The organism is Geobacillus sp. YHL (assembly GCF_022341265.1).
Taxonomy (GTDB): Bacteria; Bacillota; Bacilli; order Bacillales; family Anoxybacillaceae; genus Geobacillus; species Geobacillus thermoleovorans.
The window spans coordinates 24,303-42,455 of sequence record NZ_JAEIGB010000005.1 but is presented as its reverse complement, the minus strand read 5'-3'; the positions used below and the strand labels follow the sequence as shown (position 1 = coordinate 42,455).

Here is an 18,153-nt window from a genome sequence, read left to right as displayed (position 1 = left end):
CAACAATGGCTGCTTTTTTCCGTTTGTTTACTATTATATCATGAACGGCTGAACAATTCATTACGATGTTGCCGCAGAAGCCGGAAATCTCGCCCCAGGCGCATATTTGGCGTTTAAAAAATGGAACGGATTCGTGCTTAAGTTTTGCACGATTTCATATTCTCCCGTTTCTACAGATTGGACGAGAAACGGAATGCCATCGTAATACACCATTTTCCGCTTCTCATAAACAGCGGCATCGACCGGAAAAATCAAATGTTCGGGCATGATCGTATACAAAATCATTGGATCATCTTCCCTTCCCCGTTTTTCCTCATCGCGATCAGCTCGCGCAGCTTCGCCATCGCTTGGGACACGCCCCCGACTTCATCGATGAGCCCGTACCGGACGGCGTCAGGCCCAACGACGTTCGTGCCGATGTCGCGCGTCAAATTGCCTTTGGAAAACATGAGCTCTTTAAACTTTTCCTCGCTGATCTTCGAATGTTTCGTCACGAAGCGGACGACGCGCTCCTGCATTTTATCCAAGTACTCAAACGTCTGCGGCACGCCGATGACAAGCCCCGTCAAACGGATCGGATGAATCGTCATCGTCGCCGTCTCGGTGATGAACGAATAGTTGCACGACACAGCGATCGGCACGCCGATCGAATGGCCGCCGCCAAGCACAACGGAAACAGTCGGTTTCGAGAGCGAGGCGAGCATTTCGGCAATGGCGAGCCCTGCTTCCACATCGCCGCCGACCGTATTTAAAATGACGAGCAGCCCTTCAATTTTCGGGTTTTGCTCGATGGCCACAATCTGTGGAATGACGTGCTCGTATTTCGTCGCCTTATTTTGCGGAGGCAGCTGAATATGCCCTTCAATCTGTCCGACGATCGTCAAACAATGAATGTTCGTATCGGGATCCATTTGCGGGACGTTCGTCTGCCCAAGCTGGGTGATGGCCGCAGTCGCTTCCTCGGCCTTTGTTTCCGGCTGTTCGCCCTCGGTTTCCGCTTGAAAATAACGTTCCTTCTCCATCCATTTCGTCTCCTTTCTTGTCGATCATACGCTTAGTATGGCCGAAAGAAAAAAGAAAAATGCCGGCAACGGCTGACCGTTTCCAGCATTTTCCAGTTGACTTTGAGCATGATTGCATTATACTTCCATAATAATAGGCAAAATCATTGGTCTGCGCTTCGTTTTTTCAAATAAAAACTGGCTTAACGCTTCACGGATGTTCGCTTTCAACGACGACCATTCAAGCATGTACGATTCAAGGCAGCGCTCGATGATTGCCGCCACCATTTTCTCTGCTTCCTCAAGCAGTGTCTCAGACTCGCGCATGTAGACGAACCCCCGCGAAATGATTTCCGGGCCGGCGGCGATCGTTTTCGCTTCTTTATTCAGCGTGACGACGGCGATCAAAATGCCGTCTTGGGACAATAAGCGGCGGTCACGCAACACAATGTTGCCGACATCGCCAATGCCGAGGCCATCAATTAAAATATTGCCGTACGGCACTTTGCCGCCGGGGCGGGCGGCACCGCCGCGGAACTCGATCACTTCGCCTTTGTCGATTAAAAACGTCCGCTCCTCCGAGATGCCGACCGCCTTCGCCAACCGGGCGTGCGCTTTTTGCATCCGATATTCCCCATGCACCGGAATAAAGTATTTTGGCTTCATTAAATTGAGCATCAACTTTAATTCTTCTTGGCAACCGTGCCCAGATACGTGCACTTGCCGGTCGCGGTAAATCACGTTGGCGCCGGCCCGATACAAGGCGTCGATCGTTTTCGCGAACCCAAGCTCATAGCCCGGCATGACGGATGCGGCGACGATGACGGTATCCCCTTCTTTGATGTTCACTTGTTTGTTCGCTTGACGCGCCATGCGCCAAAGCGCGCTCATCGGCTCGCCATGCCCGCCGGTTGTCAAAATGACGAGCTCGCGGTCATTGTAGCGATCGATATCGTGCGCAGAAATCGTCACCTTGTCTGGAACGTGCAAATAGCCAAGGCGCACGGCGATGTCCATTACTTTATGCAGCGTTTTGCCGATGACTGCCACTTTACGCCCGGATTGGTGGGCGGCGTACAGCACTTGCTGGATGCGGGTGATGTTGGAAGCGTAGCAGGCAACAAACACGCGTCCTTTCGCATGGCCGATCACGTCAGCGATCTCATAGGCGACTACCGTATCGGAGCCGCTGTAGCCGGGGCGTTCGGCGTTTGTGCTGTCCGACAAAAGACACAGCACCCCTTCTTCGCCGATTTGCGCCATTTTCCCTAAGTCGGTGCGGTTGTTGCCGTACGGGGTTTGGTCAAATTTAAAATCGCTCGTGTACACGATCGCACCTTGCGATGTATGCAGACTGATGCCGATCGAATCGGGGATGCTGTGGATCGTGCGGAAAAACGTCACTTTCGCCTTGTCAAACACGAGCTCCGCATCCGGATGAACTTCATTGAGCTTCGCGCCCGACACCCCTTGTTCTTTTAACAGCGCCTCCGCCAACCCGAGCGTCAGCTTCGTTCCGTATACCGGCACAGACAGCTGCTTGAGCACGTAGGCGATCGCCCCCATATGCTCCTCGTGCCCGTGGGTGAGAAAAATTGCCTGAATGCGATGCTGCCGTTCAATCAAATATGTGATGTCCGGGATCACTTTGTCGATGCCGAGCATTTCGTCTTCCGGAAACATCACCCCGGCGTCGATGACAAAAATGTCCTCGTCCAATTCGACAACATACATGTTTTTGCCGATTTCTCCGACTCCCCCAAGGGCAAAAATGCGTATTTTCTCTACCGGCTTTATTTTCGATTTCAAGGCTGCGTCCTCCCAATTGTGATGCTAACCCGCTCAAAGTCACTTGCTTTTATTATAACGAATCGATGCTGAAAAACACAAGATGGTTCATTCACCAGCCAATGGATTTCACAGCCAAGGCAAAAAAAGGCCCCAACGCGCAAGCAAAGCGTTGGGGAATCGTTTCGTTACGACAGCGCATCGAGCAGGCGGCTTAGCTCCTTCCGCTCTTGTTCGGTGAGCGGCACAAGCGGAAGGCGCACCGAACCAACGTCCAGCCCGCGCAGCTGCAGCGCCGTTTTCACCGGCACCGGGCTTGGGGCGGCAAACAAGCCTTTCATGAGCGGCAGCCATTTTCGATGCAGCGCCGCCGCCTTCTGATGATCGCCCGCTAAAAAGGAACGAATCATTTCCTGCATTTCATTGCCAATGATGTGCGAAGCGACCGAGACGACGCCATTGCCGCCGATCGCTAGCACTGGAAGCGTCAAGCTGTCGTCGCCGCTGTAGAGCAAAAAGTCGTCCGGCGTACGCTCAATGATTTCCGCCATGGCGTCCAAATTGCCGCCCGCTTCCTTGACAGCGACAATGTTCGGAACTTCGGACAGCCGGATGACCGTCTCCGGAGCAAGACTCACCGACGTGCGCCCTGGAACGTTATACAGCATCACCGGCAGCGATGTGCTTTCGGCAATCGCTTTGAAATGTTGATACAGCCCTTCTTGGTTCGGCTTGTTGTAATACGGCGCCACAAGCATGACAGCATCGACGCCCGCCTCTTCCGCCTTTTTCGTCAGCTCGATCGACGCGCGCGTATCGTTCGTGCCCGTTCCAGCAATGACCGGCGCCCGGCCGTTGACGACGGAGACGACATGGCGAAAAAGCGCGATTTTTTCCTCGGTCGTCAACGTCGGCGACTCGCCGGTCGTGCCGGCGACAACGAGCGCATCTGTGCCATTGTCAAGCAAATAGTTGACAAGCTCCGTTGTTTTTGCCAAGTCGAGATTCCCTTTTCGGTCAAATGGCGTAACCATCGCCGTTATGATGTTCCCGAACTGAACCACGGTTTTCACTCCTCGCTCCAAATCGCTTCATCTTCGCCCGCATCCGCCTCGGATAAACAGAAGGCGTCATGCAGAGCGTTGACCGCCTTTTCCATATCGTCTTGCTTCACTAGCACCCAAATCGTCGTATGGCTGTCGGCGGACTGCAAAATTTGAATGCCTTGCTCCGACAAGGCAGTGACGATTTTCGCCGTCACCCCCGGTACGCCGGCAATGCCGGCGCCGACGACCGACACTTTGGCGCATCGGGGCGTCACGGCCGGTTCGTAGCCGATGCGGCGCAGGGCGGCCACCGCTTTTTCCGTCATGTCGCCGCTCACGGTGTACACAACACCGTACGGGGAAATGTTGATAAAGTCCACGCTGATCCCTTCATGGGCCATCGCTTGAAACACGTCAGACTGCAGCTCATAGTGGCCTTCTTTCGCCAGCACTTTGATTTGTGTGACGTCGGCGACGTACGTAATGCCGGTGACAAGCCGCTCTTTCACATCGCTTCCTTTTCGGCCGCGCACCGATGAAGTGACGAGCGTCCCGGGGGCATCGGAGTACGTCGAGCGAATGCGCAGCGGCACTTTCGCCTGCATGGCGATCTCCACCGCGCGCGGATGGATCACTTTCGCCCCTTGGTAGGCCATGTTGCAAATTTCCGTATACGTAACGACGTCAAGCGGCCGGGCGCTCTCAACGATGCGCGGGTCGGCGGTCATGACGCCGTCGACATCGGTGAAAATATCAACCCACTCCGCGTTTAACGCCGCGCCGAGCGCTGCCGCCGACGTGTCGCTCCCGCCGCGGCCGAGCGTTGTTATGTCGCCGTTTTCCGCCATGCCTTGAAAGCCGGCGACAACGACGACGTCGTATTGCCGAAGCGCCTCAAGGAGGCGGTCGCAGCGCATTTCGAGAATTTTCGCGTTCGTATGATCGCTGTTCGTGCAAAATCCTGCCTGGGCGCCGGTGAACGCCGTCGCTTTGATGCCGTGTTCGTTCAACAAGTTGCTGAACACAACGCTTGAGATGATTTCTCCGCACGCCATAAGCATATCTTGCTCTCGTTTTGTGACATGGTGATGAACGCCGCCGATCAAACTAAGCAGCGTATCGGTCGCATATGGATCGCCGCAACGTCCCATAGCCGATACGACGGCCACGACTTTATAGCCATCTTCCAACGCCCGTTCAATATGGCGGCGCGCCAAGTTCCGCCCGCGCTCGTCGCGGACGGACGTGCCGCCGAACTTTTGAACAATGAGTTTCATGCTAACACCTCGATGCTTTTTCAAATGAGCCCGAGCTTCAACAAACTTTCTGCGATTTGCACCGAGTTCGAGGCTGCACCTTTTAGCAAGTTGTCAGCGACAATCCATAGATGGAAGCCGCGGCGGTTGTCCAAATCGCGGCGGATGCGGCCGACAAACACGTCGTACTTACCGACGCAATGGGCCGGCATCGGATACAACTGTTCGCTCGGATCATCTTGAAGCACGACGCCCGGCGCTTCGCGGAGCACCGCCTGCAAGTCAGAGGCGGTGACGCCGTCTTGTTCAATTTCGATGTACACCGATTCCGAATGGCCGCTCGCCACCGGAATGCGCACGCACGTCGCCGCCACTTTCAGCTCAGGCATATGCATAATTTTTTTTGTTTCATTGATCATTTTCATCTCTTCAAACGTAAATCCATTGTCTTGAAACTTATCGATTTGCGGAATGGCGTTGAACGCAATTGGGTAATGCTTTCGGTCCGATTTCACTGGCAAAATGTTCGCCTCCACCGGCTTCCCTTCGAGCACCGCTTTCGTCTGCTCGTTGAGCTCTTCAATGGCCTGCGCTCCCGCCCCGGAGACGGCTTGGTACGTCGAGACAATGACGCGCTCTAGGCCAAACGCCTTCCGAATCGGCTCCAACGCCACAACCATTTGAATCGTCGAGCAGTTCGGATTGGCGATAATGCCGTTATGCCACGTCAAGTCGCTTTCGTTCACTTCCGGAACGACAAGCGGCACGTTTTCCTCCATCCGAAACGCGCTCGTATTGTCGATCACGATCGCCCCGCGCCGCACCGCTTCCGGCGCCAGCGCTTTCGATACGGCGCCGCCGGCGCTGAACAAGGCGATGTCGACCCCGTCAAAGCGCTCGGGCGATGCCGCCTGCACTTCGATCTCCTCGCTGCGAAAGCGCATTTTTTTGCCGGCTGACCGCTCCGATGACAACAAAGTCAATTTTCCAACCGGGAAGTTCCGGTCTTCAAGCGTCCGCACCATTTGCTGCCCGACGGCCCCCGTTGCTCCGACGACAGCGACATGATATTGTTTTTGAGCCATCCACCATTCTCCTTCCACATCGTCACTCTAAGAAGTGAATTCATAGTCTTTATTTTATCACATTCCGCTGTGGACGAGAGAACATTTTTATGCGGAACATGGATTTTCGATTCAGTTGTAGCGGAACCGCTCGATAATGACCGGCTGCAGCTGCTTCCCTTCAAGCGCGGCGAGAATCGTATCGCGCAAAAGCGGCATGTAGGCGACCATGGAGTTCGGCTTCGCCTGCGGGGCGTCTTGGCCGAACGGGATGAAATAAATGTTTTTTGCTGCCATAAGCCGCATTAGATTGACGCCGTTTAAGCCGAGCGCATCGTTCGTCGAAATGCCAAGCACGACCGGGCGGTGGTTGCGCATCGTCGCTTTCGCCGCCATCAGCACGGGGGAATCCGTCATGGCATTGGCCAGCTTGCTCATCGAGTTGCCGGTGAGCGGAGCGATCACCATGCAGTCGAGCGGAATTTTCGGCCCGAGAGGCTCCGCTTTGACGATCGTATCGATCACTTCATGTCCGGTCAGTTGTTCGAGTTTTTTCACCCATTCTTCCCCTTCGCCAAAGCGGGTGTTCGTCGTTTTCACCGTATAGGTGACGATCGGCAGCACCTCCGCTCCTTCGTTGACAAGCTTCTCGATCTCCGGGAACACCGCATCATATGTGCAATGCGACCCGGTGAGGCCAAAGCCGATCCGTTTTCCTTTCAAGCTGTTTCCGCTCATGCATGATTCTCCTCCCGTTTTTGTAAATCTGCATATAACAGCTGCGCCAAGACGTTGGCGATGATTTGCCCAGCTGTCTTCGGCGCGACAATCCCCGGCAGCCCGGGCGCCAAAATGGCTTTCACTCCCCGTTTTTCGGCATAGCGGAAGTCAGTGCCGCCCGGTTTTGACGCCAAATCGATAATCAGCGTATGGGGCGGCATTTTGGCGATGACGCTCGCCGTCACGATGAGATGAGGCACGGTGTTGATGCAGACGTCAATGTCACGCACTTCTTTTTCCAAATCGTTTAAGTGAAACGGCACGAGCCCCATTTCTGTAATGCGGGCGAGATGCTCCGACCGGCGCGCCCCGACTTTCACTTTCGCCCCCAACGCGGCGAACGTCCGGGCGACGGTCATGCCAACGCGTCCAAGCCCCAAGACGGCAACGCATGAGCCGTGGATCGTAAAATCCGTATGCTGAATGACCATCATCACCGTGCCTTCCGCGGTCGGAATGGAGTTGTAAATGGCGACATCGTCGCGCTCAAACAACTGCACGTGCTTGCGCCCTGTTTTTTTCACCAATTCGTCCAAATACGCGTTGCTGATGCCGGAATAAATCGTGCATTGCCGCGCCGTTTTTTGCACCATCTCTTCTGTAAACGGAATCGGTTCGTGGGCAAACACGCTGTTGACGTTTCCGTCCAGCGTCGTGCCGTGAACCGGCAGAATGATCGCATCCAAATCGGCAAAATCGACTTCGCCAATCGGCAGCTTCATCGCCCCGGTGAAATGATGGGCGAGCTGGTCGAAGCCGACAAGCGACAACTTCGCGTCGAGTTCAACGAGTTTGCGGATGACTTCAAGCTGCCTAGCATCGCCGCCGATGATGGCGATATGCATTCCTGTCAGCATCATGTTGTACGCTCACCTTCTTTTCTGGCAAACTGCTCCGTTTCCTTTCCCATCTTATGTTGGAAGGAAAATATAGGTGAATATCCTTGCGGGAAAAAATGGGCGATATACGCCCAAAGCTGACAAGAGGCAGTCATTTTTTCTGTTTTTGTTCCTTACATATAAAGTAAAGAAGCGAAAAAGGAGGAAACCAGCATGAGGCTGAGCGAATTAAGCGGAAAAGAAATTGTCGATGTAAGCCGAGCCGAGCGGCTCGGGGTGCTCGGGCAGACCGATTTGGAAATCAACGAGCAAACGGGGCAGATCGAGGCGCTGCTCATCCCAACGGGAAAATGGTTCGGGTTTCGCAAAGACGGACAGGAAATTCGCGTGCCGTGGAAATATATTCGCAAAATCGGCGCCGATATGGTGATGATCGACGTCCCCGAGGAAGGGTGAAAGAGGCGGAAACGAAAAAGCTAACAACCTAGCGAAAGGTCGTTAGCTTTTTTGGGCTCGGTCTATGAACGGAGCGGGCGCGGCAGCACGCCGTCCGGGCTGATTAAGGCGAGCGCGTAATCGTCCGTGAAAACCGTGCGCGCCAGTTCGTTTACTTTTTCCACCGTGACACTTTCAATCTCTTCAATGATCTCATCAAGCGAGCGGTGGCGGCCGAGAAGGAGTTCATTTTTGCCGTTGCGGCTCATCCGGCTGTTCGTGCTCTCGAGCCCAAGCATCAGGCTTCCTTTCATCTGCTCTTTGCTGTTATGCAACTCTTTTTCGGTCACTCCGTCCTCCTTCAGCTGGCGAATGGTGTGCTGGATCGTTTCGAACAGCACATCAAGCTGGCTGCTTCCTGTGCCGGCGTAAATGGCGAGCAGGCCGCTGTCTTGGTAGGCGGAATGGTACGAGAACACCGAATACGCCAATCCGCGCTGTTCGCGCACTTCCTGAAACAGCCGGCTGCTCATGCTGCCGCCTAAAATATTGTTCAAGATGAGGAGCGGGTACGCGTCCGGATGGCCGATCGGCAACCCGTTGAATCCGATGCATACGTGCGCCTGCTCAGTGTCCTTTTTGCGCGCGATCTTTTGCGGCACAAACGCCGGCGTCCCTGAAGAAGGCGGCTTGCTCTCTGCGGCAAACGAGCCGAAATAGCGCTCGACCTCATCAATAAACCGTTCGTCGACGTTGCCGGCGACCGAAATGACGACGCGATCCGGTGTATAGTAGTCCGCCATATATTGGCGCAGCGTGTCGCCAGTAAACGTGCGCAGCGTCTCTTCCGTGCCCAAAATCGGATAGCCGAGCGGATGACCCGCATAGCACGCTTTGCCGAGCAAATCGTGGACGATGTCATCCGGTGTATCTTCATACATTTTGATTTCCTCGAGCACGACGTTGCGCTCCTTTTGCAGCTCATCCTCCACAAATGTCGAGTGGAAAAACATATCGGCGAGCATTTCAAGCGCCAGCGGCGCGTGTTCATCCAACACTTTGGCGTAGTAACACGTATACTCCTTCGATGTAAAGGCGTTTACTTGCCCGCCGATGCTGTCGAATGCTTCCGCAATGTCCCGGGCCGTGCGCGTCGTTGTCCCCTTGAAAAACATATGCTCTAAAAAATGGGAAATGCCATTGGTTTGCTCCGTTTCATTGCGCGAGCCGGTCCCGATCCATATGCCGATGGCCACCGACCTTACAGTCGGAATTTGCTCGAGCACGATTCGCACACCGTTTTTGCACGTATATTTGTTAATCAACTCCATGTTCCTCCTGTTTGTTTGCCAGTCTTTTCTCATCGAATAAGGCCGTCAAGCTGCCTAGGGCGTAGCCTTTTTGCTTAATCGAGATGATCAGCTCGTCAAGTGCAGCCGCCGTCGGCATCGTTGGGTGCATCAAAATGATGGCGCCAGGATGAACTTTCGATGTCACCCGTTTCACTATAACAGATGGCGACGGTTTTTGCCAATCAATTGTATCGACGCTCCATAGAATCGTTTTCATGCCGAGTTCCGCGGCGACCTCGACGACCTCGTCGCGGTAGCTGCCGCTTGGCGGGGCAAACCATTTGCATTTAACCGATGTCGCCGCCTCAATCACTTCGTTTGTTTTTTCGAGCTCGCGGCGGATGTTGTCGACAGCGAGCGTTTTCATATCGGGATGGCTGTAGGAATGGTTGCCGATTTCATGGCCGGCGTCTGCTATCATTTTTGCCATCTCCGGGTGTTTTTTTACCCATCGTCCTTCCAAAAAGAACGTCGCCTTGACATCGTATTTTTTCATCGTCTCAAGCATGTCGGGGAGGTATTCTTCCCCCCAAGCGACATTGACCGCAAACGCCACCATCGGCTTGTCAGGATGGCCGCGGTAAATCGGCGCCGGCGGCAAATCGTCCAAATGGACGCGCGGGGGCACTTGACGGAACACGAGTTTTCGCTCATCAAACATCCCCGTTTTCTTCATGTTTTGATAGGAGGCGTCAATGTCGACGGCGAGCCCGTTGTAGCCGGGCGTCGCCTTCCATACTTTATCGATGACCGCATCTTGGGCGGGAATTTCATATTGCTTCGCTTGTTTGACGATCGTGTCGTACAGCTTGTCGCGCTCTTTCATCGCGGTTGTTTCCATCGGGCGCCAGCTCGCGATGTAATCGCCAACCGGAGGCCAATGAACCGCCGCCCAGGCGGCAAGAAACATGACCGCTAGCGCCATATAGCGGGCAATTCCGTTGTTCACCCTTGTCCCCCTCCTTTTTTACTACTACAACATATGTCTTAGGGGGACAGGATAGAACATAACAAAAGAGCCTTAAGAAACAAATTCCTAAGGCTTCATGCGATGGCGCTCCGGCCGTCTTCCTCGTTTTTCCCTAGATTCCCGCGGCAGTTCCCCTCCAATGTTGCGGGCATCGCGCAACACCGCTTTGCGCGACAGGTTGACGCGCCCTTGCTTATCGATTTCCGTTACTTTCACTAAAATTTCATCGCCAATCGAAACGACGTCTTCGACTTTGCCGACCCGCCCTTCAGCGAGCTCGGAAATATGGACAAGCCCGTCTTTGCCGTTGAACAACTCAACGAAGGCGCCGAATTTTTCAATCCGTTTCACTTTGCCTAAGTACACTTGGCCGACTTCGACTTCGCGGACGATGTCTTCGATGATTTGCTTCGCTTTTTGGTTGGCCGCTTCATCCACAGACGAGATGAAAATCGTGCCGTCTTGTTCGATGTCGATTTTGACGCCGGTTTCGTCGATGATTTTGTTGATCTGCTTGCCGCTTGGTCCGATCACCTCCCGGATTTTGTCCGGGTTGATGTGCATGATCAAAATTTTCGGTGCATATTTGGACAGCTCTTTGCGCGGTTCGCTGAGCGTTTGCATCATATGATCCAAAATCTCGAGCCGCCCTTTGCGCGCTTGCATGAGCGCCTCTTCCAAAATCTCGCGCGTCAATCCTTTGATTTTAATGTCCATTTGCAATGCCGTCACGCCTTTTCTCGTGCCGGCGACTTTAAAGTCCATATCGCCAAGATGGTCTTCGATGCCTTGAATGTCTGTCAAAATCGTGTAATGGTCGTCGTTTTTCACAAGCCCCATGGCAATGCCGGCGACCGGTGCTTTAATCGGCACCCCAGCATCCATCATCGCCAGCGTGCTGGCGCAAATGCTGGCCTGCGATGTCGAGCCGTTCGACTCCAGCACTTCGGAAACGAGGCGGATCGTATACGGGAATTCGCGCTCCGACGGCACGACCGGCTCGAGCGCCCGTTCGCCAAGCGCCCCGTGTCCGATTTCACGACGCCCCGGCCCGCGCATCGGCCCGGTTTCCCCGACGGAAAACGGCGGGAAGTTGTAATGGTGCATAAACCGCTTCGATTCTTCAAGGTCAAGCCCGTCCAAAATTTGCACATCACCAAGCGCCCCAAGCGTACAAACGCTCAACACTTGCGTCTGCCCGCGCGTAAACAAACCGGAGCCGTGCGTGCGCGGCAGGACGCCGACCGCCGATGAAAGCGGACGGATTTCATCGACTTTGCGCCCGTCCGGACGGATTTTCTCGACCGTGATCAAACGGCGCACTTCCTCTTTTACGAGTTTATGCAAAATTTCCTGTACTTGCTTGAGCTTCTCCTCATCCGCTTCTTCCGCCTCATATTTGGCGATGACGCCAGCTTTCACATCTTCAATGGCAGCATCGCGCGCCAGTTTCTCCGGCACTTGCACCGCTCGCTTAATGTCCGCTTCGGCAAGCTGGCGGATTTCCGCCTCCAGCGCTGGATCCGGCTCGTAAAGGACGACTTCCATTTTTCCTTTGCCGACTTGGGCGGCGATTTCCTCTTGGAAGGCGATGAGCCGCTTCACTTCCTCATGGCCGAACATGATCGCTTCCAAAATCACTTCTTCCGGCACCTCATCCGCCCCGGCTTCCACCATGTTGATCGCATCTTTTGTGCCGGCGACGACAAGATGCAGATCGCTTTTTTCCATTTGCTCGACCGTCGGATTGATGACAAACTGGCCGTCAACGCGGCCGACGATGACACCGGCGATCGGCCCTTCAAACGGAATGTCGGAAATCGTCAGCGCCACCGACGAACCGATTAAGGCCGCTACTTCCGGCGCGCAGTCTTGATCAACGCTCATGACCATCGAGACGACTTGCACTTCGTTGCGGAATCCTTCGGCAAACAGCGGGCGAATCGGTCGGTCGATGAGACGGCTCACCAAAATGGCTTTCTCGCTCGGGCGACCTTCGCGCTTAATAAACCCGCCAGGAATTTTTCCAACCGCATACAACCGTTCCTCGTAGTTGACGGTAAGCGGGAAAAAGTCAACGTTTTTCGCCTCTCGCGACGCGGTGGCTGTGCTCAACACGACCGTATCGCCGTAGCGGACGAGCGCCGCGCCATTCGCCTGTTTCGCCAGCTCGCCGGTCTCAATGATGAGCGGCCGCCCGGCCACATCGATGGAAAACACGCGTTTCTCTTGTTCCATACAGACGAGTACTCCTCTCTATGTACAGATGAAATTTAGATCAGCTGATGATTAGTATAGACGAATTGGCACCATTGTTATCATCGCCGTGTCAATCACGCCTATAAACTAGCAAAAAAGCGGGAATGCTCCCGCTTTTTTATCGACGTAATCCAAGTTTCTCAATCAATTCACGGTAGCGCGCCACATCTTTCTTGCGCAAGTAGGCCAATAAGTTGCGGCGCTTCCCGACCATTTTCAGCAAGCCGCGCCGTGAATGATGGTCTTTTTTATGAATGCGCAAATGCTCGTTCAAGTTGTTGATTTGCTCCGTCAGGATCGCAACTTGCACTTCCGGAGAACCAGTGTCGTTCTCATGGATTTTAAACTGCTCGATGATTTCGCGTTTGCGCTCCTGCGTCAATGCCATCCTTGTTCACCTCCCTAGTCCTAGATCCCCGATTGCCGAGCGGGCGTCGGTGACTCGCCTAGCCAAGCAATGGTTCGCATACATTGATTAGAATACCTCTTTTTCCGGCAAAATGCAAGTCTTTTCGCTGAAACAGCGGAAATACTGCTCCGCCTCTTTCTTGTCGCGGGCGATTTGCGCCGTCAGTTCATCGACACTGGTAAACTTCTGCTCGCTCCGCAGACGGCGGTGCCACTCAATGGTCATCGTTTGTCCATAAAGATCGCCGGAAAACTCGAATAAGTGCACCTCAATATTCGGCAATCCTTCGCGCGTTTTATGGAACGTCGGTTTGTAGCCGACGTTCGCCACCCCTTCATATACTTGCCCGCCGATCACCGCCTTGACTGCATAGACGCCGACTGCCGGCAAGGCATAATCGCTGTTTAAAGCGATGTTCGCCGTTGGAAAGCCGATCATCCGCCCGCGCCGTTCCCCGGCAACGACCGTTCCTTCAAGCTCATAAAAGCGGCCGAGCAGGCGGGGAAGCTGTTCGACCGCCCCGTCTTCGAGCAGTTTCCGCACCCGGGACGAGCTCACTTTTTCCCCGTCGACCGCGAGCTTCGGAATGACCGTCTGTCCAAAGCGGCCGCGCGCATGAATCGGCATCGTCTCCATCGTTCCTTTTCCGAACCGCCCATAAGTGAAATCGAAGCCGGCGACGACATGTTTCACGTGCAACCCGTCCAAATATTGGTCAACGAACGCTTCTGGCGACAGCGCAGCAAACGTCGGCGTAAATTCAACGATGTACAGCCGGTTGACGCCAAGTGATGCAATCAGCTGCTCCTTTTTGCCAAGCGGCGTGATCGAGCGCAGCTCGGACTGTTTGCCAAGCACAACGGACGGATGAGGATGAAACGTCATCACCGCGCTTTCGTACCCACGCTCGTTGGCGATCTCGACCGCGGTGCGGATCACTTTTTGATGGCCGAGGTGGATGCCGTCGAAATAGCCCAGCGCCATCACCGTCGGAGGGAGCGCCTGGCGTTCGAGACGGTGGGGATGCGAAAGAAACAGCGTTTCCATGTCCATGACCTACCTTCTTTATTTCCGCGCTGCACCCGCGGCGTTAACGAAACACTTTGAGCGGTTTCATCAAGCCGGGGCGCGCCGGATGCTTCACGTACAGGGCCAGCGCTTCCCGCTCGGGCGAAACAAGCACGACCGGCCCGTCAAGCTTCTCTAAAAAAGCGGGAAGCCGGAGCAGCGCCCCGTTTTTTACCTTCTCTGCTACTTTATCATTGATTTCATATTTCGGCAAATGAAAAAGCGCCCGCTCGATCGGGATGAGCAAGGCATCAGCCGTCCCGTCGGCCGCCCGGCGCTCAACGTCTTCAAACGTTACGCAATCTTCAAGCCGAAACGGCCCGGACGCCGTACGGATGAGGTCGGACATATGCGCCGGATAGCCGAGCCGCTCGCCGATCATCACCGCCAGCGTACGCACGTACGTGCCTTTGCTGCACGTGACGCGAAAGCGAAATGACACCGTTTCCCCAAAGAATTGTTCACGTTCATCAAGCAGTTCGAGCTCATAAATGGTCACGCGCCGCGTCGGACGTTCGACTTCGATGCCGGCGCGCGCGTATTCATACAGTTTTTTGCCGCCCACTTTCACCGCGGAGTACATCGGCGGCGTTTGCTCAATTTCTCCGGTCAAGCTGTCAAACACCGCTTCGATTTCCGCGCGCGCAATCGGCCGGTCAACCGGACGGGCGGCGATGATGTCGCCGTCCGCATCTTCGGTTGTCGTCGCGGCGCCAAGCGTCACTTTTCCTTCATACGTTTTCGTCGTCCCGGTCAAAAACTCGGCGATGCGCGTCGCCTTGCCAAGGCAAATGGGCAGCACACCGGACACGTTTGGGTCAAGCGTGCCGGTGTGTCCCGCTTTTTTTACGCCAAGCAGACGGCGCACTTTGGCCACGCAGTCGTGAGACGTCATCCCTTTCGGTTTATTCAGCAGCAATACCCCGTCCATCGACGCACCCTTTCCGTTTCCATGATCATGAATGGAAATGGATAGACGGTTCGTCTATCCATTGTTCGGCTCCCCATCCGCCTCTTTCGCCGGGTGGTCATCGCTTGAAATTTGCCGAATCAGCTGTTCGATGCGGCTGCCGTATTCAATCGTTTCATCGATTTCAAAGAAAATTTCCGGCGTCTTGCGAAGGCGGATGCGCTGCCCGATTTCCGAACGGATAAACCCTTTCGCTTTCTCGAGCGCCTTCAACGTCTCTTCCTGCTGCTTGTCATCGCCAAGGACGCTGATGTACACTTTCGCCTGTTGCAAATCACCGGTGACCCGCACATCGGTCACCGTGACAAAGCCGATGCGCGGGTCTTTCAGCCTGCGGCTGATGATGTCGCTCAACTCTTTTTTCATTTGCTCGCCAACGCGAGTTGCCCGTATATTCATCACCCATCACCTCGGTTACAACCACTCGAATGATGTGGCCGCCCGCTCCAGCTCAGGGAACGAGTCGATCAAAGCAAGCGCCCGCTCGAGCTCCCGTTCGGTCGCCCGGCGGCTGGACGTAATGGCAACAAGGCCGATGGTCGCTCGTTGCCATGCGTCTTGATGATCGATTTCGGCCACAGAGACGTTATATTTTTGCCGGATTCTTGTCATGACCCGCTGCAGGACGGCCCGTTTATCCTTGAGCGAGCGGGCGTTGTAGATGATGCATTCGCACGCGGCGAAGCCGATCATGCCCGGGCCACTTCCTGCATGATGTATGCTTCGATGACATCTCCTTCTTTGATATCATTGAAGTTTTTGATCGTCAGCCCGCATTCATACCCTTGCGCCACTTCGCGCACATCGTCTTTATACCGCTTGAGCGAATCGATTTCCCCTTCGTAGACGACGATGCCTTGGCGAATGAGGCGCACCTTGCTGTCGCGGGTGATTTTGCCGTCCGTGACATAGCAACCGGCGATCGTGCCGACTTTCGATACTTTGAACGTTTGCCGCACTTCCGCCTGACCGATCACTTTCTCTTCGTACTCCGGATCGAGCATCCCTTTCATCGCCGCTTCAATTTCCTCGATGACATTGTAAATGATGCGATGGAGGCGGATGTCGACTTTTTCCGATTCAGCGGCGCGCTTTGCGTTTGCATCCGGACGGACGTTAAATCCAATGACGATGGCGTTCGATGCCGTCGCCAGCGAAATATCCGATTCGGTGATGGCGCCGACAGCCGCGTGGATGATTTTCACCCGCACGCCTTCCACATCGATTTTTTGCAAGGCGGCGACAAGCGCCTCAACCGATCCTTGAACATCGGCTTTGACGATCAAATTCAGCTCTTTCATTTCGCCTTGCTTAATTTGTTCAAACAAATCATCCAAGCTGACGCGCGTTTTGACGCTTCGCTGCTCCTGCAGCTGCCGCTGCGCCCGCGCCTCCGCGATTTGCCGCGCCTTTTTCTCATCCTCAAACACCATGAAGCGGTCGCCGGCTTGCGGCACTTCATGCAGCCCAGTAATTTCGACTGGCATCGACGGAGTCGCCTCTTTGACGCGCCGGCCGCTGTCGTTCACCATCGCGCGCACGCGCCCGTATGTTGTGCCGACGACGATCGGATCGCCGACACGCAACGTTCCCGCTTGAATCAAAAGCGTTGCCACCGGGCCACGCCCTTTATCAAGCTTCGCTTCGATCACCGTACCGACCGCACGCCGGTTCGGGTTGGCTTTTAATTCTTCCATCTCACTGACAAGCAAAATCATTTCCAAAAGATGATCAAGGCCCTCTTTCGTTTTCGCCGACAACTTGCAGAAAATCGTATCGCCGCCCCATTCTTCCGGAACGAGGTTGTATTCCATCAATTCTTGCATGACGCGGTCCGGGTTCGCTTCCGGCTTATCGATTTTGTTGATGGCGACAATAATCGGCACGTTTGCCGCCTTGGCGTGGTTGATCGCTTCCACCGTCTGCGGCATCACCCCGTCATCCGCGGCAACGACAAGAATGACGATATCGGTCACTTGCGCGCCGCGCGCCCGCATCGTTGTAAACGCTTCATGCCCCGGCGTATCGAGGAACGTAATTTTTTTGTCATTGACCGTCACTTGATACGCACCGATGTGTTGCGTAATACCGCCGGCTTCTTGCTCCGTCACTTTGGAGTGGCGGATCGCATCAAGCAACGTCGTTTTCCCGTGGTCGACGTGCCCCATGATCGTCACGACCGGCGGCCGTTCAACCAAATCTTCCGGCGCATCGACAATTTCGATCGCTTCAAAGTTCGTCTCATCGATCGTCACTTTTTCTTCGACTTCAACGCCGTAATCTGAGCAGATGAGCTCGATGGCGTCTTTGTCTAAATCTTGGTTGATTGTCGCCATCACGCCGAGCATAAACAGCTTCTTAATAATTTCCGACGGTTCGCGGCCAAGCTTTTTCGCCAGTTCGGCCACGGTAAACGAGCCTTCAAACGTAATTTTTTTCGGCAGCTCTTTTTCTTTTTTCGCCGGCTGCGGCGCTTGTTTTGCGGCTGGTGCTGCCTGCTTTTTCCCTTTCGCCGGCCCTTTTCCTTTCTTTTTCGCCGCTTGGAGCAGTTTCTTTTCTTGCTGTTGCGCCTCGGTTTTTTTCGTTTCCTTCCCTTTTGGCGCTCCCTTTTTCTTCGCCGGTTTCATTTTCGCCGCTTCTTTGCTGTCGTCAAAAATTTCCTCATCAGCAAAATCGGCCGCTTTCGCCGGCGTCGGCCGTTTCGGCTTCTCCGTTTTCTTTTCCGCTTTTTTCTCTTCTTTTTTCCCGGTGTTCGGGCGATATTGATGGTCGAGTTTTTCGACGACATCAGCCTCCAGCATCGCCATATGGTTGTTCACTTCAATGTTCATTTCTTTCAATTTATGAATGACGTCCTTGCTTGGAACGTTCTGTTTTTTCGCGTATTCATACACACGCATTTTCGACATACATTCA

18 protein-coding genes are annotated in these 18,153 nt (G+C 54.4%); 1 reads left to right on the top strand and 17 read right to left on the bottom strand.

From position 1 onward, the window contains the following. Positions 1-60: 60 nt before the first annotated feature. From JCR24_RS06980 to dpaA, 8 genes are all read right to left on the bottom strand, one after another. Positions 61-285 carry a YlzJ-like family protein gene (locus tag JCR24_RS06980; protein WP_011230780.1) on the bottom strand — a complete coding sequence of 75 codons (225 nt, stop codon included), beginning with the start codon at positions 283-285 and terminating at the stop codon, positions 61-63. Further along, positions 282-1,022 carry a ClpP family protease gene (locus tag JCR24_RS06975; RefSeq protein WP_015374439.1) on the bottom strand — a complete coding sequence of 247 codons (741 nt, stop codon included), beginning with the start codon at positions 1,020-1,022 and terminating at the stop codon, positions 282-284. Before JCR24_RS06975 ends, JCR24_RS06980 begins: the two co-directional genes overlap by 4 nt. Before the next feature lie 117 nt (positions 1,023-1,139). Continuing rightward, positions 1,140-2,810, bottom strand: a complete 1,671-nt coding sequence (locus tag JCR24_RS06970; protein ID WP_011230778.1) for a ribonuclease J — start codon at positions 2,808-2,810, stop codon at positions 1,140-1,142. 167 nt (positions 2,811-2,977) lie between these two features. Continuing rightward, entirely contained in the window at positions 2,978-3,853 is an 876-nt protein-coding gene (gene dapA, locus JCR24_RS06965) for a 4-hydroxy-tetrahydrodipicolinate synthase (protein WP_011230777.1), read from the bottom strand. 5 nt (positions 3,854-3,858) lie between these two features. Beyond that, complete coding sequence (dapG, locus tag JCR24_RS06960) at positions 3,859-5,112, bottom strand: aspartate kinase (protein WP_011230776.1); 1,254 nt, start codon at positions 5,110-5,112, stop codon at positions 3,859-3,861. 20 nt (positions 5,113-5,132) lie between these two features. Then, positions 5,133-6,176 (bottom strand): aspartate-semialdehyde dehydrogenase, encoded by a 1,044-nt coding sequence (gene asd, locus JCR24_RS06955; protein WP_014195482.1) that lies wholly within the window; start codon positions 6,174-6,176, stop codon positions 5,133-5,135. A gap of 111 nt (positions 6,177-6,287) precedes the next feature. Then, the gene (locus JCR24_RS06950; RefSeq protein ID WP_011230774.1) at positions 6,288-6,893 is read right to left on the bottom strand and encodes a dipicolinate synthase subunit B; all 606 of its coding nucleotides are present in this window, start codon (positions 6,891-6,893) and stop codon (positions 6,288-6,290) included. Further along, complete coding sequence (dpaA, locus tag JCR24_RS06945; RefSeq protein ID WP_013145722.1) at positions 6,890-7,795, bottom strand: dipicolinic acid synthetase subunit A; 906 nt, start codon at positions 7,793-7,795, stop codon at positions 6,890-6,892. The genes JCR24_RS06950 and dpaA overlap by 4 nt, the downstream gene beginning before the upstream one ends. 192 nt (positions 7,796-7,987) lie before the next feature. Here dpaA and JCR24_RS06940 point away from each other — a divergent pair, with 192 nt between their 5' ends. Further along, the gene (locus tag JCR24_RS06940) at positions 7,988-8,230 is read left to right on the top strand and encodes a YlmC/YmxH family sporulation protein (protein WP_011230772.1); all 243 of its coding nucleotides are present in this window, start codon (positions 7,988-7,990) and stop codon (positions 8,228-8,230) included. Positions 8,231-8,292: 62 nt separating this feature from the next. On the opposite strand, the gene JCR24_RS06935 is transcribed toward JCR24_RS06940, so the two are convergent. From JCR24_RS06935 to infB, 9 genes are all read right to left on the bottom strand, one after another. Beyond that, complete coding sequence (locus tag JCR24_RS06935) at positions 8,293-9,540, bottom strand: M16 family metallopeptidase (RefSeq protein WP_014195480.1); 1,248 nt, start codon at positions 9,538-9,540, stop codon at positions 8,293-8,295. After that, the gene (locus JCR24_RS06930; protein ID WP_047757750.1) at positions 9,527-10,510 is read right to left on the bottom strand and encodes a polysaccharide deacetylase family protein; all 984 of its coding nucleotides are present in this window, start codon (positions 10,508-10,510) and stop codon (positions 9,527-9,529) included. The genes JCR24_RS06935 and JCR24_RS06930 overlap by 14 nt, the downstream gene beginning before the upstream one ends. An 87-nt stretch (positions 10,511-10,597) precedes the next feature. Further along, complete coding sequence (gene pnp / locus JCR24_RS06925) at positions 10,598-12,769, bottom strand: polyribonucleotide nucleotidyltransferase (RefSeq protein ID WP_238980369.1); 2,172 nt, start codon at positions 12,767-12,769, stop codon at positions 10,598-10,600. A gap of 139 nt (positions 12,770-12,908) precedes the next feature. Continuing rightward, a complete protein-coding gene (rpsO, locus tag JCR24_RS06920) occupies positions 12,909-13,178 on the bottom strand; it encodes a 30S ribosomal protein S15 (RefSeq protein WP_011230768.1) in 270 nt (89 codons plus the stop codon). An 87-nt stretch (positions 13,179-13,265) separates the two neighbouring features. Then, on the bottom strand, positions 13,266-14,246 hold the full coding sequence (gene ribF / locus JCR24_RS06915; protein ID WP_238980402.1) for a bifunctional riboflavin kinase/FAD synthetase: 981 nt from the start codon (positions 14,244-14,246) through the stop codon (positions 13,266-13,268). A gap of 43 nt (positions 14,247-14,289) precedes the next feature. After that, positions 14,290-15,198: a tRNA pseudouridine(55) synthase TruB gene (gene truB, locus JCR24_RS06910; protein WP_013523418.1), complete on the bottom strand. Its 909-nt coding sequence runs from the start codon at positions 15,196-15,198 to the stop codon at positions 14,290-14,292. Between the two features lie 54 nt (positions 15,199-15,252). Next, the gene (gene rbfA / locus JCR24_RS06905) at positions 15,253-15,636 is read right to left on the bottom strand and encodes a 30S ribosome-binding factor RbfA (protein ID WP_014195477.1); all 384 of its coding nucleotides are present in this window, start codon (positions 15,634-15,636) and stop codon (positions 15,253-15,255) included. Between the two features lie 15 nt (positions 15,637-15,651). Next, on the bottom strand, positions 15,652-15,930 hold the full coding sequence (locus tag JCR24_RS06900) for a DUF503 domain-containing protein (protein ID WP_011230764.1): 279 nt from the start codon (positions 15,928-15,930) through the stop codon (positions 15,652-15,654). Continuing rightward, a complete protein-coding gene (gene infB / locus JCR24_RS06895; protein WP_238980368.1) occupies positions 15,927-18,146 on the bottom strand; it encodes a translation initiation factor IF-2 in 2,220 nt (739 codons plus the stop codon). The genes JCR24_RS06900 and infB overlap by 4 nt, the downstream gene beginning before the upstream one ends. Positions 18,147-18,153: the final 7 nt, after the last annotated feature.

Coding starts and splice junctions, on each gene's coding strand:
- JCR24_RS06980 (WP_011230780.1), bottom strand. CDS start 285: ATGATTTTGTATACGATCATGCCCGAACATTTGATTTTTCCGGTCGAT.
- dapG (WP_011230776.1), bottom strand. CDS start 5,112: ATGAAACTCATTGTTCAAAAGTTCGGCGGCACGTCCGTCCGCGACGAG.
- JCR24_RS06900 (WP_011230764.1), bottom strand. CDS start 15,930: ATGATCGGCTTCGCCGCGTGCGAATGCATCATCTACAACGCCCGCTCG.
- pnp (WP_238980369.1), bottom strand. CDS start 12,769: ATGGAACAAGAGAAACGCGTGTTTTCCATCGATGTGGCCGGGCGGCCG.
- rpsO (WP_011230768.1), bottom strand. CDS start 13,178: ATGGCATTGACGCAGGAGCGCAAACGCGAAATCATCGAGCAGTTTAAA.
- asd (WP_014195482.1), bottom strand. CDS start 6,176: ATGGCTCAAAAACAATATCATGTCGCTGTCGTCGGAGCAACGGGGGCC.
- dpaA (WP_013145722.1), bottom strand. CDS start 7,795: ATGATGCTGACAGGAATGCATATCGCCATCATCGGCGGCGATGCTAGG.
- JCR24_RS06950 (WP_011230774.1), bottom strand. CDS start 6,893: ATGAGCGGAAACAGCTTGAAAGGAAAACGGATCGGCTTTGGCCTCACC.
- rbfA (WP_014195477.1), bottom strand. CDS start 15,636: ATGAATATACGGGCAACTCGCGTTGGCGAGCAAATGAAAAAAGAGTTG.
- infB (WP_238980368.1), bottom strand. CDS start 18,146: ATGTCGAAAATGCGTGTGTATGAATACGCGAAAAAACAGAACGTTCCA.
- truB (WP_013523418.1), bottom strand. CDS start 15,198: ATGGACGGGGTATTGCTGCTGAATAAACCGAAAGGGATGACGTCTCAC.
- JCR24_RS06935 (WP_014195480.1), bottom strand. CDS start 9,540: ATGGAGTTGATTAACAAATATACGTGCAAAAACGGTGTGCGAATCGTG.
- ribF (WP_238980402.1), bottom strand. CDS start 14,246: ATGGAAACGCTGTTTCTTTCGCATCCCCACCGTCTCGAACGCCAGGCG.
- JCR24_RS06975 (WP_015374439.1), bottom strand. CDS start 1,022: ATGGAGAAGGAACGTTATTTTCAAGCGGAAACCGAGGGCGAACAGCCG.
- JCR24_RS06940 (WP_011230772.1), top strand. CDS start 7,988: ATGAGGCTGAGCGAATTAAGCGGAAAAGAAATTGTCGATGTAAGCCGA.